Below are 16106 nucleotides of genomic sequence, written 5' to 3' on the forward strand. Positions count from 1 at the left end.
CCAGCAATGTCAGCCAAGGAAATCGCAAAATTAGCGGAAGCTTTACGAGACAGATAGTGCAAAATTGGGAAGTCTTTACGATAGCCCCATTCCTAAATTCAATCTTCTGGAGGCCGAAATTGTAATAGCGCCACCGGAAATGATGTGAATAACGCAGAAGCGAATAGCTCGGGTAGGCCATTTGTTTGAGCCACTGTCACAGTTTCACCAGTCAATACATTCACACCCTGCGCTCCGGCGGTAAGAATGGGCACTTCCACTGTTGTTGCACTCCACGTAGTATTGCTCAGAGGGACCTGTTCAGATGCTGTAGGCATGAGTCGGGAAAACCAGCGTGGAGCCACCACTATCAGCATAATGTCATCGGCATGGCGAGCAAAAGCGCACAGGTGATCCTTGCGCGACCCTGTCGTCGTGAGGGGTACATATGCACCATTCTGGAAAACATGTGGCCATTGCTTGCGGCTATGCAGCAATCGCCAGGTTAAAAATAACTTAGCACGACCATCCGTAATGTGATCAAGCAACTGTCGGACTTGCTTGGCCAGTGCATCTTGAGGCACAGTCTCAAAGACTTCCAGTTCTTTTAGCAGATGTTGGCGTTGAACGTAATCCACAGGTCGGCGATTGTCTGGATCGACCAGACTTAAATCCCATAACTCATTACCCTGATAAATGTCTGGCACCCCTGGTGAAGTCAATTTGAGCAGGGTCTGCGAGAGTGAATTAAATATCCCCCAGTAAGCCACACGCTGCTGGAAAGGAAGAAAATCAGCCAGGAAAGTATTTTTTTTCGACAGATCCATTATCTTCCTGATAAAAGCTGATAGGCCATCCTCATAAGACGTATTAGGATTGATCCAGCTAGTATACTCTTTTGCTTCACGCACTGCCTTGAGCATATAAGCTTCAATGCGTGCTAGCAAAGTTTCATGCTCAGCTTCAGCCAATTCTCCAAATGGCCAGATACCAATCAATGTTTGGTAAAGCAAGTATTCATCATTAGCACTCGGTATCTCCTCACGATCGATCAGCAGCTTTTTGCTTTTGTTGAGATGCTGCCATCGCCGCACTTGCTCCAGCCATTGGCTCGGTATTTCTGACAATACATTGATGCGGGCACGCACATCTTCGCTACGCTTGTTATCATGGGTGGAAGTATTGAGCATGGAATAGGGCCAGCGTTCCAGCCTTTTGGCGTTCTCAGCATGAAATGCCTTGACAGAATGACCGAAAATACGTGGATCACCGCCTACCTCATTAAGCGAAACCAGGCGATGGTATAGATAGAATGCAGTATCTTCATATCCTTTCGCCATCACCGGGCTGGAAAACTGCTGAAACTTCATGGCAAATGCAGTAATAGCAGCGACATAAGATGGGCCTTTGTCAGTCGCTGCATCCAACAAGAGAACGGAGCTGAGAAAATCAAAAATACTGGTATCCAGCACTTGTGTGAATTTCTTCGCTTGAGCCACCGCCCATTCCACATAGCGGCGGTCCAACATTGTAGCCTGCCCGTCGCGCACATACGTCCGATAGACCGGAAGCCGGGCGATCACTTCAGCAAGCGCATTGCGCAGGCTGTTAGTGGTAAAATCACGTGTATGTGGGCGTAATTCGCAAATACGGCTCAATTGTCCTGCCATGACGTTTAATTCACTCGCCATAGCATGTGTCATGATCTTATGCTTGCTGCGGTAGACGAGTCTTTCGAAATCAGGCCATGTATGAGTAAATAGACGGTAAGCGCGCTCCAGCATTGTTTTAGCTCGAAGATCAATAAACAGCCCATTGACCAGATTGCAAAAGTCATAGCCGGTAGTACCATGAATAGCCCAATCTTCACGCAATGGTTCATGATCGGCAAGAATTTTTTCTACCACTATGTAAATGGCCTTTTCTCCTTCCATCGGTAAAGACCGTACAGCGACATGGTCCTGCAGTCGTTGAAAATACTGCAGTGGATCATATAATCCATCTGGATGATCAATGCGCAAGCCATCCACCTTGCCATCGGCAATTAATTCCAGCGCTAACTGATGGGTTGCATCAAATACATAACTGTCTTCCATACGCAAGCCAGCGAGATCATTGATGTCAAAGAAACGGCGATAGTTGATTTCATCAGAAGCAACACGCCAGTTAGCAAGACGCCATGGCTGTGCTTCCAGCAATTCATGCAAGAGAGTAAATGATTCGAAATCGCCCACATTACCATTGTAGTCATTGACCGTATCCAGTACCATCTGCTTGATAGGCGTGGAAACACTGACCAATGCTGCCAGGCGACGTTTGAACAACTCCTGGTCTCGGTGTCGTTCCAGGATCTTATCGGGTGTCGTGGCCTCCTGTGGTGGCAAATTGTCGAAAGCTGTAATCAGGCTGGCGATTTCCTGCAAATCCGGACTATCTGGCCGCAATTGTGCTTCCAGCAAAGGCAGGCGATGCCGCAACAGCCGGGAATATTCACGCGGAGCGATGGGCAGGCGGTGCTGGTAATACCATACACTGAAGCTACCACATTCCTCGTCAAAGCTGAGTTTTATTTCACCACTTTCTAGTGTATCGCCATATGAGCGTCCGAGAATAGGCAATAATACCTTGCCGCGTAGTTCTTCTTTGAGGGGTTGCCAGTCGATATCAAAAAAAGGGGCGTAGAACGAGGCAGGGCCACTTTCCAGCACATCCAGCCACCATTGGTTGTCCGACCCCATTATTCCCATGTGATTAGGCACCAGATCGAGAACTTGTCCCATGCCATGCGCATGCAAAGCGGTACAAAAAGCTTCAAATTCTTCCTTGGTACCAATTTCCGGATTCAATGCGTTGTGATCCACGATATCGTAGCCATGGTTACTGCCGGGACGTGCTTTGAGATAGGGAGAACAATAGACATGACTGATGCCAAGCATTGCTAGATAGGGTACTAGTTGCGCCGCTTGTGAAAAGGTGAAATTCCGGTTGAGCTGAAGGCGGTAAGTAGCAAGCGGGATACGTAAGCGTCGTTTCGGTATAGGCGCAGAACGGGTATGAGGACGTTCCTGCCGCATTGCTGCAGCCAGCGCGAGCACCCTGCGATCAGCCCCCCATACTTCGAGTTGAAGAGGTAATTTACGCCGCCAATTGGGATGCTGCGTGGTAGTAGAAGGGATATTGATTTGATCCAACACTTCCAGGATATCTTCGAGCTGTACCATCATTATCTTGGCTGGACTTTGGGCTAGATAGGTATAGACTGCCTGGATAAATTCCGATGTTGCACTAGATAATAACAGCGGATTAACCGTCGCGTCTTCCGGCAGCAATCCAGCTTCTTCTAGCATCAGTAAAAGATGAGCACGTTCCTGGGCGCGTGTAATCACCGCGCTGCGACGAGCCTCATTGGAACTGAACAGTTGCAATTCCGTGCGCTGGATGATATCCCGCCCTTGCCAAAAGCCCGGCAGGGTAGGTAAATCATGAGTGGAAATCGCTGCAAGTGCTTGTTCGGGATAATTCATGGGCGCAACGAAACTACCATCGGCTTCTTTTTCCAATAGCAGTAACCGGTAGGAAAGAACATTCATAGGCGATAAGGCAGTACGCACTTCTTCCGGGACGGTGCCAAGATCTTCGCCGACTACCAAACATTCGTTACGCTGACTTTCCAACGCCAAGATACCGAGTAAATCGGCGAAAGGGTAGCGCACATACGCACCTTCGGTAGGGGGAACCCCAGCAGGTACCCAGTATTGCCGCATTAATCCCATGACATGATCAAGGCGCAAAGCACCGGCATGCCGCATGTTATTCCGCAGTGTCGCAATGAAAGGCGCATAAGCTGCTTCACGCAAGCGGTCTGGTACAAAAGGCGGCAGTCCCCAGTCCTGGCCAAGTTGATTGTGGAGCTCAGGTGGCGCGCCAACCCCTACACCAATGGCATAAAGTGTTTGATTCGACCAGGCTTCTGCTCCACCATTGTCTACAGAGATCGCAAGATCAAGATAGAGACCTACTCCAAGCTCCAATTCGAGCGAGCGCGCTCCTGCGGCCCCAAGTTGCAAATCAGCTTGCCATTGCAGGTAGGTGAAAAACTCGATGCGCTTCCGATGTTGACTTTCAAATTCACGCACCTCTGCCGATTCCGCATAGCGATAGGGTTCCGGCCATACCGGCCAACCCCATATAGCGGGATCTTGGTTATGGAAATGCTCTTGCAATGCCTCAAACAGGGTATGGCGGTATAGTCTATCCCCTTCGCGCGCTTGGAAGGCTCGAAATGCGGTGGCACGCTCACTACCGTTCGCTAAATGCTGCTCACAGAAATAATGGTACAACATTTCCAGCATGGGGAGCTTAAGTGCAGCAACACCAGTGTAATCGACCAGATCGGTTGCGCGTAATCCTTCCAGCCGTATCTGAAATTCAGGAGTATGGACTAAGGCACGTGCTGGCTCGCATTCGTGAAAATCAGCAATAGCCTCTACATCAAGATAAAGAATATTGAGGAATAAACGACTGGATGGGCTGTAGGGGCTGGCATGTTCTGGATTATGCGGAAACAAGGCGTGCAGCGGGTTAATGCCGATCACATCCGCACCTTGTGCGGCCCATTGCTCCAGCAATAACCGTAGATCCGTAAAGTCGCCTATTCCCCAGTTACGCTCGGATCGTATTGTATACAATTGTACCGCTGGCCCCCAGATACGACCAGAATTGCCAATTGCCTCAGGCTGATAACACGTAGCAGGAGGCACAATCAGTAATTGTTCTCCCAATTGCTTTTCTGCACATGATAGACTTAAGCGGTGATAACCTGGAGGAAGATGTTCAGGTAACACTAACCGCCAAGTCGTATAACCAACCCCTTTAATATTTTTGGTTTCAATTTTTGCTAGCGTTTGGGGACAGAACTGACCATGGTGATTAAGACCATCCTCGCGCTCCAGGCGCCACCCCCACTCTACTCCAGCATAGGCATCTTGTATGGCCAAACGCACCCAAGGTGGCTGGTCTCGTAGCACCGATACAGGTTCAAGTGCGCGCCGCCAGGGACGTAACTCATACTCTTCAATGGCTGCAATAATTTTTTCCGGCGTGGAGACATCGAATCCCATGGCAGTCAGTAGCATACGCTGAGTGGCAGGAGTAGTGATATGGCGTTTCTGCCAATTATCGATATAGGCAGGCAAGATTCCTGCTAGCTCGCTTAAATGGGCCAGTAATTCAGATTCTTTTTCAAGCTCATCCATAGTCTTCCCTATCACTTTCCTTTAAATACCAGCCTACGGTAAATCCAAGGAGGTTGCCAGACGACAGCTGGCCATCAACATCTGCCCTGCTACCGTAAAATAATCTGCCTTGCGGCGAGGCAGTCAAGCGAGCAGGCGTTGCTCCCAAATTGGCATACACTGACATCCCCGTCTCATCGCCAAGCTGCCAACTGGCACGCAGTGCGTGTGATGTCAATACCTCAAACCCACCACCACGCAAAAGGCCTAAGCGCGGAACAATGACGCGTTGCCGCAAAGCCAGCAGTTCTTGGTATAAGGCAAGCCATTCATGATGCGGTGGATGATGCTGTGCCTGCCAATTCAGTTTTGCCCGCTCAAAGGTGGATGCTGCGCACGGATCGGGGATCGCTTCACACGTAACTAAATCGTGAAAACGTTCAAAACGGGTAAATTCCTTACGTCGTCCAATGGTCACTGCTTGAGCCAGTTCCCCACTGAATCCACAAAAAAAGAGAAAAGACTCTCGTGCACCCCATTCCTCACCCATGAACAATAAAGGTACCGAGGGCGACAACAGGAACAGGATCGTAGCAGCACGTAATGCTTCAGGTGCAGCCAGTGTAGCTAGGCGTTCGCCGAACGCACGATTACCAATCTGATCATGATTTTGTAGAAAGGCAACGAAGGCCGAGGGAGGCAGGTATACGCTGGGCTCACCCCGTGATTCACCATGTCGATACGCAGAAATTTCACCTTGATAGGCAAACCCTTCTGTCAGGCAGCGTCCCAAGTGACGGATAGGTGCGTCTGCATAATCAGCATAATATCCATCGTACTCATGCGTCAACAGCACATGGTAGGCATGATGCACATCGTCATTCCATTGCGCATCATAGTGGATAGTTTGTCCATTCGGTCTACGTGTAAGGTAATGAGCGGCATTGTGATCATTTTCCAAAATGAGATGGATATGACGCTTCGCACCGAATGTTGCGCGTACCGTCTGCGCCAGCTCTTCCAGAATATCGGGTTGACTGTCATCGGCAATCGTGTGCACTGCATCAAGACGCAGACCATCAAAATGGTATTCTTCCAACCAATAAAGCGCATTGTGAATGTAGAAATCGCGCACCACACGGCAACCTTCACTATCAAAGTTAATAGCGGCCCCCCAAGGCGTATGATGCCGTTCGGTGAAAAATTGGGGCGCATACACATGCAAATAATTGCCCTCCGGCCCGAAGTGATTGTAAACGACATCGAGCAGCACCATCAAGTGGCGGCGATGAGCACTCTGGATCAGACGTTTGAGATCGTCAGGCGTGCCATATATCTTGTCCGGTGCGAACAGTAAGGTACCGTCATAACCCCAATTGCGTTGACCAGGAAAATCAGCAATGGGCATTAATTCGATGCCGGTCACGCCCAGATCCGCCAGATAGTCAAGTTTTTGCTCGAGCGCAGCAAAAGTACCCTCTGGCGTGAAAGTACCGACATGAATTTCATAGATCACGGCCTCTTGCCAAGGTCGACCGAGCCACATCTCATCTTGCCACTCGAAAGCAGCGGGATCAATTACCTGGCTTGCTCTATGTACATCATCAGGGTTATAGCGTGACGCGGGATCGGGTACACACAATCCATTATCAATTTGATAATAATAACGGCTGCCCGCATGCGCATGCTCGCTTATCCACTCATACCATCCATCTCCTTGTGCTTGCAAGGACACCGGCGCTCGATCATCAATGAACAGCATGGTCTGACGTGCTGCGGGTGCCCATAAACGAAAGCGTATCTTACCTTCTTGAGTAAATTCAGCACCGAAAGGCATGCGGTGTTGTCGTTTCATGCTCGTTCCTTACAGGTAACGACCGATAGAGCGGTCGTATTTTCCTTTCGGTACGACCACAATTCCTGAGTCAGTAACGGTGAAATACTTCGCATCTTCTTGTCGGTCATAGCCGATTCGACTATCTGCTCCAATCAGATTATAGCGATCTATAATGGCACGTTTAAGGCATGCTCCGCGACGTATAATGGCATAATCCATGATAATGCACTCATCGATCTCAACTCCTTCTTCTATTAATACCTCGCGGCGTATGATCGAGTTGCGAATCTTCGCGCCCTTTATAAAGCTGCCATCATCGATGATGCTGTTCTCGATTTCAGCACGCATGAACTTGGCTGAAGGCCCTTGATATTCACTGGAAGCAACCCGCCAGTGCGGATTAAACAGATTGAATTTCGGCTCAAGCCCCAGCAAATCCTGATGGGCCAGAAAATAAGCATCAATTGTGCCAACATCTCTCCAATAGGACTCCTCCTCGTAATCGCGCACACCTGGTATGCGATTGTCAGCGAAATTATAAGCAAATACACGATGACTCTGGCACAAGCGCGGCAACAGGTGTTTACCGAAATCTTTCTCGCCACGACGTTTGCTCTCCTCCAACGCGGCGTACAATACCTCAGTACTGAACAGATAATTACCCATAGAAGCATAAGCGCGGGCAGGGTTTCTCGGCATGGTCGGGGGATGTTTTGGTTTTTCATGGAACTGATGAATACGCCCATCCTCACAACACTCAATCACACCAAAAGAACTGGCTTGCGTGATATGCACTGGCAATGCGGCTACGGTGACATCAGCATTATTTTCCAGGTGAAACTTTACCATCTGCTGCACATCCATGCGATAAATGTGATCAGCTCCAAATACTGCCACAAGATCCGGCGCATGCTGTCGAATCAGATTAAGGTTCTGATACACCGCATCAGCTGTTCCCTGAAACCACTCTGGCCCTTCGCGCATTTGTGGTGGCACCACAGTCACGAACTGTTCCGGAAAAATAGGCGCTAATCCCCAAGAACGGCGAATGTGCTCAATTAACGACTGCGATTTGTACTGCACGAGCAAATAGATCGCAAAAATGTGAGAGTTCACAAAATTAGACAATACAAAATCAACAATACGGTAGCGCCCTCCAAAGGGAACCGAAGGTTTGGAACGTTCGCAAGTAAGCGGATGAAGGCGTTTACCTTCACCACCAGCCATCACCATCGCAAGTATTCTCGGATTAGGCATGCTTATTCTCCCCAAGCCATAATGCGGTTTGTTCAATTAAGTCGAGCAAAAGCAACATCACAGATTCCAATCCGCTGGACCGTTCATCTAGAGCCAGACTCAGTTCATCCAGAATTTTTTCCAGCAAGAACAATTCGAGCAGTTTTTGTGCTTGAATCGGATCGGTCGGGTAAGAACAGCAGCCGGCAATGGATGACTGGTACCCTGACATAAAAGCATTAATGGCAAGATGTTCCCACTGACGTGCATAACTTTCCAACGAGTCCCGATGATCCGCACGTTCCACAAGATGTCGATTCAACGCCAGGCGTGCCGTAGCTCTAATCGAAAAGCATATGCCAGCAACATCTTTGAGGGATGATTGCTTGGCGCGTCGGATTTCTAAAGGCTGGTTAGGATCACCTTCGAAATCGATAATCACAAAATCATTATGGCTGATTAAAACCTGATCAAGGTGATAATTCCCATGTATGCGTGTTTTGTGCCAAGCAAATTCATCAGGTGGTGAATATACTACACGATTAAGCATTTTCGAGCGCAAGCTGAGCAAGCGTTCACAAATCCGGTATGACTGCTCAGATAGCTGCATTAATACTTGTTCCAGTTTATTGAAAACAGAGATAAAATTCTTCTCTAACTGGGCTATCAATGCCGCCATTTCACTGGCAGTCTGGCGCTCTGGATCGAATGCAGCATTGCCAGTAGTGTTCGCCAATGCCTGATGTAATTCAGCTGTGCGCTGGCCTATGATGCTCATTTGTACCATATGAACTGCATGCACATCAGGTGCTTGAGCGCGATCAGGTTCATCTACACATAATTTGAAGTAGCGGCCTAAATAGTCTTGCGTGTAGTGGCCAAAAGTACCCCGGTTTGTTACATAGCGGTGCAATACTGCAATAGCAGTAACAGAATCTCCACTTTGATAGGTTAGACTGCCTGCCAACGGTGCTACGCTTGCGCATGGCGAAATTTCGGTCAGAAATTGCCCCATTTCCAGCTCTGGGTTGATACCTTCTTGTACACGCCGATATACCTTGAGTATAGCTTGGTCGCCATAAATAATGGAAGTATTACTCTGCTCTTCTGCCAGATGAATCACATCGATAGTTTCTGGCAATTCCGGAAAAGCGGATGTCCTGGAACACACCATCTCACCCGAGGCAAAAGGCAGACGCATCTCTGTTACGATAGCATCGAGCAGGAAGTGGCAGAAAACATCTTCACCTAGCGCGTCATAGAGCATACCTTCTCGCGCGTGCTGCCTGGCCTTGGCGAGCATCCAAGGTGACAAATCGTGGTATTGCTGTTCCGCAGTTTTTCCGAGCAGTAGACCCAACGGAAGAAAATAAGTTTGTGCTATCCCTTCATCGAATTGCAGCTTGATTAAAAGTGGTAGCCATTCTTTACCATCATTGACCTTCCAGACTTGGTTCAAGTTTAATTCCAGCTGAGTAATGGGTTGACCTGGTTCGTTAAACCAGCGCTGAGCAATGAGAAACTGTGGTAACACTTGTGTTTCCAATTGAGCGCGCGTTTTGCGGGCAAGCACATCACTTACTTTTCCTTCAGGCTTTAGCATCAATGCACTCAACAAACCTTCAGGCAAAACCAGTACAGGCAACAATTCACGCGGTAACTTGTCCACGTGCCAGACAGGCGCTTCTACATCCATGGACAAACGGAACCAGTAAAAACTGTAACTGGGTAAACTCAATAAATAAGGCAGTTCACCAATGGCAGGAAAAGCAGTACGCCCCATTAGCTCTACTGGTACACGGCCTTTGTATGCTGCGAGATTCAGCTCTACCGGCTGAGCGCTATTGGCAAGATTAGCCACACATAGAATACTTTCGCCTTGATATTCGCGCAGATAGGCAAGTATCTTGCGATTACCCGGATGTAAAAATTTAATGCTGCCACGGCCAAAGGGTTTGACTGATTTACGCGTGGCAATTAAATGTCTCATCCAGTTGAGTAACGAATAGGTGTTACGGCTTTGCGCTTCCACGTTGATAGTTTCATAACCATAAATCGGATCCATGATGGGCGGTAGATAAAGCCGCTGCGGATCGGCGCGCGAAAATCCTGCATTGCGGTCGGGACTCCATTGCATCGGAGTGCGTACGCCATTACGATCGCCCAGATAAATATTATCGCCCATGCCGATTTCATCACCATAATAAATAATAGGGGAGCCTGGCAGGGACATGAGCAGGCTGTATAACAGCTCGATCTTGTGGCGGCTACCTTCCATCAGCGGCGCCAAGCGTCGCCGGATACCTAAATTAAGCCGCGCGAGCGGATCGGAAGCATAAGTGAGATACATATAATCACGTTCACGGTCGGTGACCATTTCCAAGGTCAATTCATCGTGATTCCGCAGAAATACCGCCCATTGGCAATTCTCTGGAATTTCGGGTGTTTGTCCCAGGATTTCAATGATGGGATGGCGATCTTCCTGGGCTACTGCCATGAAAATACGTGGCATCAAGGGAAAATGAAAAGCCATGTGACACTCATCTCCATCGCCAAAATATTCACGCACATCTTCCGGCCATTGATTAGCCTCGGCAAGGAAGATGCGATTAGCATAATGCTGGTCCAATTCAGCACGCAAATACTTGATGATGGCATGAGTTTCAGGAAGATTTTCATTATTGGTGCCATCGCGCTCGCACAGATAGGGTATGGCATCCAGTCGCATGCCATCCACACCCAAATCGAACCAAAAGCGCATCGCGCGCAGTACTGCCTTGGCTACTCGCGGATTATCAAAATTGAGATCCGGCTGGTGTGAAAAGAAGCGATGCCAATAGTAAGCTTGTGCCACTTCATCCCATGCCCAATTTGATTTTTCTGTATCGGTAAAAATGATGCGCGTTCCTTCGTATTTTTTGACGGTATCGCTCCATACATAATAGTTACGCTTGGCAGAACCGGGCTGGGCGACGCGCGCTGCCTGGAACCAGGGATGCTGATCGGAAGTATGATTGATAACCAACTCGATAATGACTCTGAGATCGCGTTTGTGCGCTTCTTGCAGGAAGGTTCGAAAATCAGCCAATGTCCCGTAATTGGAATGAATACCGCGGTAGTCCGAAATATCGTAACCATCATCGCGCAGGGGAGAAGGAAAAAATGGCAGCAACCACAGCGTATTGACCCCCAGTTCCTTCAAGTAATCCAGCCTGGAAGTCAATCCGGCGAAATCACCAATGCCATCGCCATTACTATCACTGAAAGCACGCACATGCAATTGATAAATAATGGCATCTTTGTACCAAAAAACATCCTCTTTGCCAGGCATAATCCTTCCTATTATTAGTTAATTGGCGTATAAGGCCCGCAGTCTCCTACTAGCGATCATTTTTGCAGGTAACTGGCTAAAATAGCTAGCTTTTGCTCAATTTATTACCGCCAGCCATGAGCCCATTAGCTGGGGCGCTTATTGAAATTTTTTTGTACACGCATACTGCGTGTTTTTATTTAGAGCCTTTTTATTAAATTTTGCCTACATCGGGCGCTGAGACCCATAATTGCGTATTATCCAGAGAGGTTGCTGCTTTGATTATCAAAGCAGCTAATAACCCAATAAAAAATCAGACAAATGTGAAGAAAATAAAATCCCGGAAATAATGGTTAATTCCCGGAAATAATGGTTAATAAGAGCTTATTCTTTTATTACACAACGTAATTCCATTTCCAAATCAAACATGACGCAGAGGTGAGCGCTGACAGTATCAATAATACGGCAAAGTGAAGCCGACAAAGTTAGTTTTGATTTAAAAATGATAAAAAAGAAAAACACTAGTAATTCACCTTATTTACGGACCTGATCAACCTCGGAGTAGATGTGTGAAAATGTTAAGCCTTTCAAAATCCATTTTGGGAAAACGACAAAACTCCCTTTTCATCACTCTGAAGTTAAGCAGTATTCGTTTATACCGATTAGTTAATTGGCGCTGTGCGGTAGAGGGTCATCAAGGCTATGTTTTGGAATTTTCCATCACGCTTGTTCGCTTTTTCTGCGTATGCTTACTCGCATTCGGCGGCATTTCTGTGGTGCAAGCCGGGGATAATTCATGTCAACAAACTGACGAGACGCATATCTGGATCTCTCCTCTCCATCCTGAAGCCGATGAGCAGATCAAGATCATGGCGGTATCCACGGATGGGCTCGTGTCGGAACTCATGCTGATCGACAATCAAGGTCAGCGCATGCCGCTGCGCTCACACCGTCGAGGGGGGCCACCTTGGAGCCTTGTCGCTGAATTGGCAAGCGTCAACGAAGGCCATTATCGAGTAGAGGCGAGCCGGAATGGAAAGCTAATCGCTTGCCATCCAATTATTATTGGCAAGTCAGGAGCTCAGAAAAAAGAGCAAAGAGCCAAAACTTGGAATCTTGCCACAGAAGCTTTTTACTCTGCCTGGATCGAAGCGTTGTTTGGCGCGCCACCGGAGGAAAACCTTCATTTCCATTCTTTGGAACCTGTGTTGCGCAACAACGAGCGCAACTTCCTGCACAATTATCTTGGCCTCAATGAGGATCATCACTTGCCACTTACCCCTGATTGTGCCGATCTCCCCTACATTTTGCGAGCTTATTTTGCCTGGAAGGTTGGTTTGCCCATCTCCTTCCGCGCTTGCGGGCGTGGCTCAGCCAAGGCGCCACCACAATGTGGTACGGCTACCATCATAACCGAATTTACCCACGGCATCAGCTCACAGACCGGTTTCATAAAAATCAGCAGGCAGTTAGTCAATACCGTTCATTCAGGTTCATTACGGACAGGATTGGAGAGCGAGTCGACGGATCTGTATCCCATCCCTGTCAGCCGGGAGACACTCTGGCCGGGCACAGTCTATGCTGATCCCTACGGTCATGTGCTGGTGCTGGTTGAATGGATTCCGCAAATAGAAGGACGCCCCGGCCTTTTACTGGCCGTCGATGCTCAACCAGATAACTCGGTCGCGCGCAAACGGGTCTGGGAGGGTACGATGCTGTTCACAAATAATGAAAGCGCCGGACCAGGCTTTAAAGCTTTTCGTCCTTTGCTGCCAACGTCCTCAGGCGGGTTACGGCTACTCTCGAATGACGAATTGATCGAGAACCCTGATTTTGCCCCTTTCTCCTTGGAGCAAGATCAACTCTCTGCAGACAATTTCTATGCCAAGGTAACCAAGCTCATCAGCCCTGCAGGCCTTGAACCCAAGCAAATTTACGAAGCCACACTGGATGCGTTGATAGAACAAATCGAAACGCGCGTGACTTCGGTAGAGAATGGTGAAGCCTATTTTCGCAAGCACTCCGGCAGCACCATTCTCATGCCTAGCGGCACGGCGATCTTCCAGACCATCGGCCCATGGGAAGATTACTCCACCCCGTCCCGCGATATGCGCCTGATCATTGCCATCAATGTGTTAAACGGCCTACCTGAGAAGATCGTACGCTACCCAGAATTGTTCGTACTGAAAAACCAGAGTCCCGAAGAAGCCAAGACCGGAATCGAGCAATACCACGCAAGGCGCATCCATGAACGCAGCATACGCTATACACGTACTGACGGTAGCCCATGGGAGCTTTCCATAGCTGAGGTGCTAGCACGGAAGTCAGCCTATGAAATGGCTTATAACCCCAACGATTGCCCTGAAATACGTTGGGGCGCACAGCCAGGAACAGAAGAGTATTCCACCTGTCACCGCCAGGCACCCGCGGCACAGCACGCAAAAATGGAGCAATATCGCAGCTGGTTCCGCGAAGCCCGCAGGCCGGCACCATAAAAACCCTCTTATTCCATTTCTCAATCAAACATGACGCGAAGGCGAGCCGCAGACAGTAGCAATCATATGGCAAGGAAAAGCGGATAACATCAGGTTTGGTTTAGAAATAAAGGTATTTTAAGCAAGAAAAATCACCTCATGCAACGACATTCTTACCTGATTAAGATCAGTGCTTATGAGTGAATAGGGAACATCTTCAAACGGGAATTAAGGCAGGCAGAACTGGATTAACCAGGTATCCGTTATACGCCCGCAAATCATTAAATTTTATCTATCCCAATTGATCCGTACGTTACCTGCGACAACCTCATGAATATGCTTCATCGTTGGATGAGTATCATACTTCTTAGTGACAACTTCAATATAAGCACCTGTTTCTGAACTTTCAGCCCATGCGAGGGCTGCATCGAGCTCTCCACAGGTCGTCACTCGCGTGGTGAACCAGTCGTTGCAGCCCAGAGCATCCGGAAGCTGGTGGTAATGCCATTGTGTAATGTCATTGTATTCCATATCGGGGTGCTTGCAGAGCACCCGCTCAATAAGATAGCCGTGGTTATTCAATACAAAGATGATCGGTTTCAGCCCGTACCGTCCAAACTGTCCAACTTCCTGAACAGTCATTTGATGAGCACCCTCACCAGTGATAAGTACCAGCCGCCGTTTTGGGTCAGCGATTGCAGCACCAAAGGCAGCAGGCGTTGCCCAGCCAATCGCAGCCCACAGTAATTGATTATGAAACACAGACCCCTTGGGCATGCGGGCGTAAAACATCGGAAAAGCGCTGGAGCCTGTTTCCTGAATCAGGATGTCGTTTGGTTTCAGGAATCGCTCCCAGCGTGGATATAACGCATGAGCTGTTATCGGATCATTCCCCTTACCTTCCGGCTCACCCAGACCTACAGGCTTGGGTCCTTTGACGTCTGTGCGTTTGGGTAGACGCCGGGTCAGTTCTGCGAGGGCGTCAGCAAGCTGGATATTACGAAAAACAGCATGCCCTACCCTGACTGCGTGCAGCTCAATGTTGATGGTTTTAGCGCGGTCAATTTTTCCAAAGAAGAAATCTGTCATATAAGCGCCAAGACCTAATACACAGTCCGCACCTTCGACAAAAGCCTGGGTCGCATCGGGAATGCCCAATCGTCCAGACCATATGCCGATAAAATTCGGATGTGTTTCGTCAACATCGGTCTTATCCGAGGCGATGGTGGCACAAGGCAACCCTGACGAATTGATAAGCGCCATGACTTGGTCCTTTAGCCCAAGACGTGAGGTGATATTTCCGGGCATAATGACAGCGGTATTGGCTCTGGATAACATGACGAGCATTGCGTCGACCGCAGCTGATAATGATGTAGGATCGCTCAGAGGGGTTGGAATAGGTTCAGCCCTGCCTAATACCTGCATGGTCGCATAGTCAAGTGGAAACGCCATGTATACTGGCTGACGATTATAACAAGCAGCAGCAATCAGTCGCTCAGTCTCGCTTGCGCAGTTTTCAGGCGTCATAATGGCACGGGCACAGGCGACGGGTTCTGACATCTTGTAGAATAAGTCGAATTCCCCATTACCCAGAGTGTGGTGCACTTTTCCTCTCGACTCCATCATTGCCTGTCCCGGAATACCGACCAGGTGAAACACCGGCAAGTTCTCGGCGTAGGAACCGGCGATGCCGCAGAGAGCGCTCAGCTCGCCTACACCATAGGTTGTGCAGAGAGCTCCGAATCCCCTGATGCGTGCGTAGCCATCTGCAGCATAAGCCGCATTCAGTTCGTTGCAACAACCAATCCAGCGCATGTTTTTGTCATTGCAGATTGCGTCGTTAATTGGAAAAGAAAAATCTCCGGGTATCCCGAAAATATCCGTTATCCCAAGATCTTGAAGACGCCCAAGCACATATTCAATAACTGTTATTGCCATACCGTCTCCTCCTATTTTTTTACGATTGGTAACCGTTATGCTTCATATCCTGCTTGAAGGATAATCCCCTATCCAATCCACATACCTTCGTTGCAGAG

Annotated in this window: 6 protein-coding genes; 1 reads left to right on the plus strand and 5 read right to left on the minus strand. The window is 48.6% G+C overall.

Going from position 1 to position 16106, the window contains the following annotated elements; genetic code table 11:
• Window positions 1-98: 98 nt before the first annotated feature.
• From BM283_RS00745 to treS, 4 genes are read right to left on the minus strand one after another with little or no spacing between them, the layout of a single operon-like run.
• On the minus strand, window positions 99-5234 hold the full coding sequence (locus BM283_RS00745; RefSeq protein ID WP_090687843.1) for a malto-oligosyltrehalose synthase: 5136 nt from the start codon (window positions 5232-5234) through the stop codon (window positions 99-101).
• The gene (gene treZ / locus BM283_RS00750) at window positions 5227-7068 is read right to left on the minus strand and encodes a malto-oligosyltrehalose trehalohydrolase (protein WP_090687846.1); all 1842 of its coding nucleotides are present in this window, start codon (window positions 7066-7068) and stop codon (window positions 5227-5229) included. The genes BM283_RS00745 and treZ overlap by 8 nt, the downstream gene beginning before the upstream one ends.
• Before the next feature lie 9 nt (window positions 7069-7077).
• Window positions 7078-8307, minus strand: a complete 1230-nt coding sequence (gene glgC, locus BM283_RS00755) for a glucose-1-phosphate adenylyltransferase (protein ID WP_090687849.1) — start codon at window positions 8305-8307, stop codon at window positions 7078-7080.
• Entirely contained in the window at window positions 8300-11617 is a 3318-nt protein-coding gene (treS, locus tag BM283_RS00760; protein ID WP_090687851.1) for a maltose alpha-D-glucosyltransferase, read from the minus strand. Before treS ends, glgC begins: the two co-directional genes overlap by 8 nt.
• A 554-nt stretch (window positions 11618-12171) precedes the next feature.
• Between treS and BM283_RS00765 the strand changes: the two genes are divergently transcribed.
• The gene (locus BM283_RS00765) at window positions 12172-14091 is read left to right on the plus strand and encodes a hypothetical protein (protein WP_254776072.1); all 1920 of its coding nucleotides are present in this window, start codon (window positions 12172-12174) and stop codon (window positions 14089-14091) included.
• 267 nt (window positions 14092-14358) lie between these two features.
• Here the strand turns inward: BM283_RS00765 and BM283_RS00770 are convergent, their stop codons facing one another.
• On the minus strand, window positions 14359-16008 hold the full coding sequence (locus BM283_RS00770) for an alpha-keto acid decarboxylase family protein (protein ID WP_090687854.1): 1650 nt from the start codon (window positions 16006-16008) through the stop codon (window positions 14359-14361).
• Window positions 16009-16106 lie beyond the last annotated feature (98 nt).

Source organism: Nitrosomonas sp. Nm34, assembly GCF_900113925.1.
Taxonomy (GTDB): domain Bacteria; phylum Pseudomonadota; class Gammaproteobacteria; order Burkholderiales; family Nitrosomonadaceae; genus Nitrosomonas.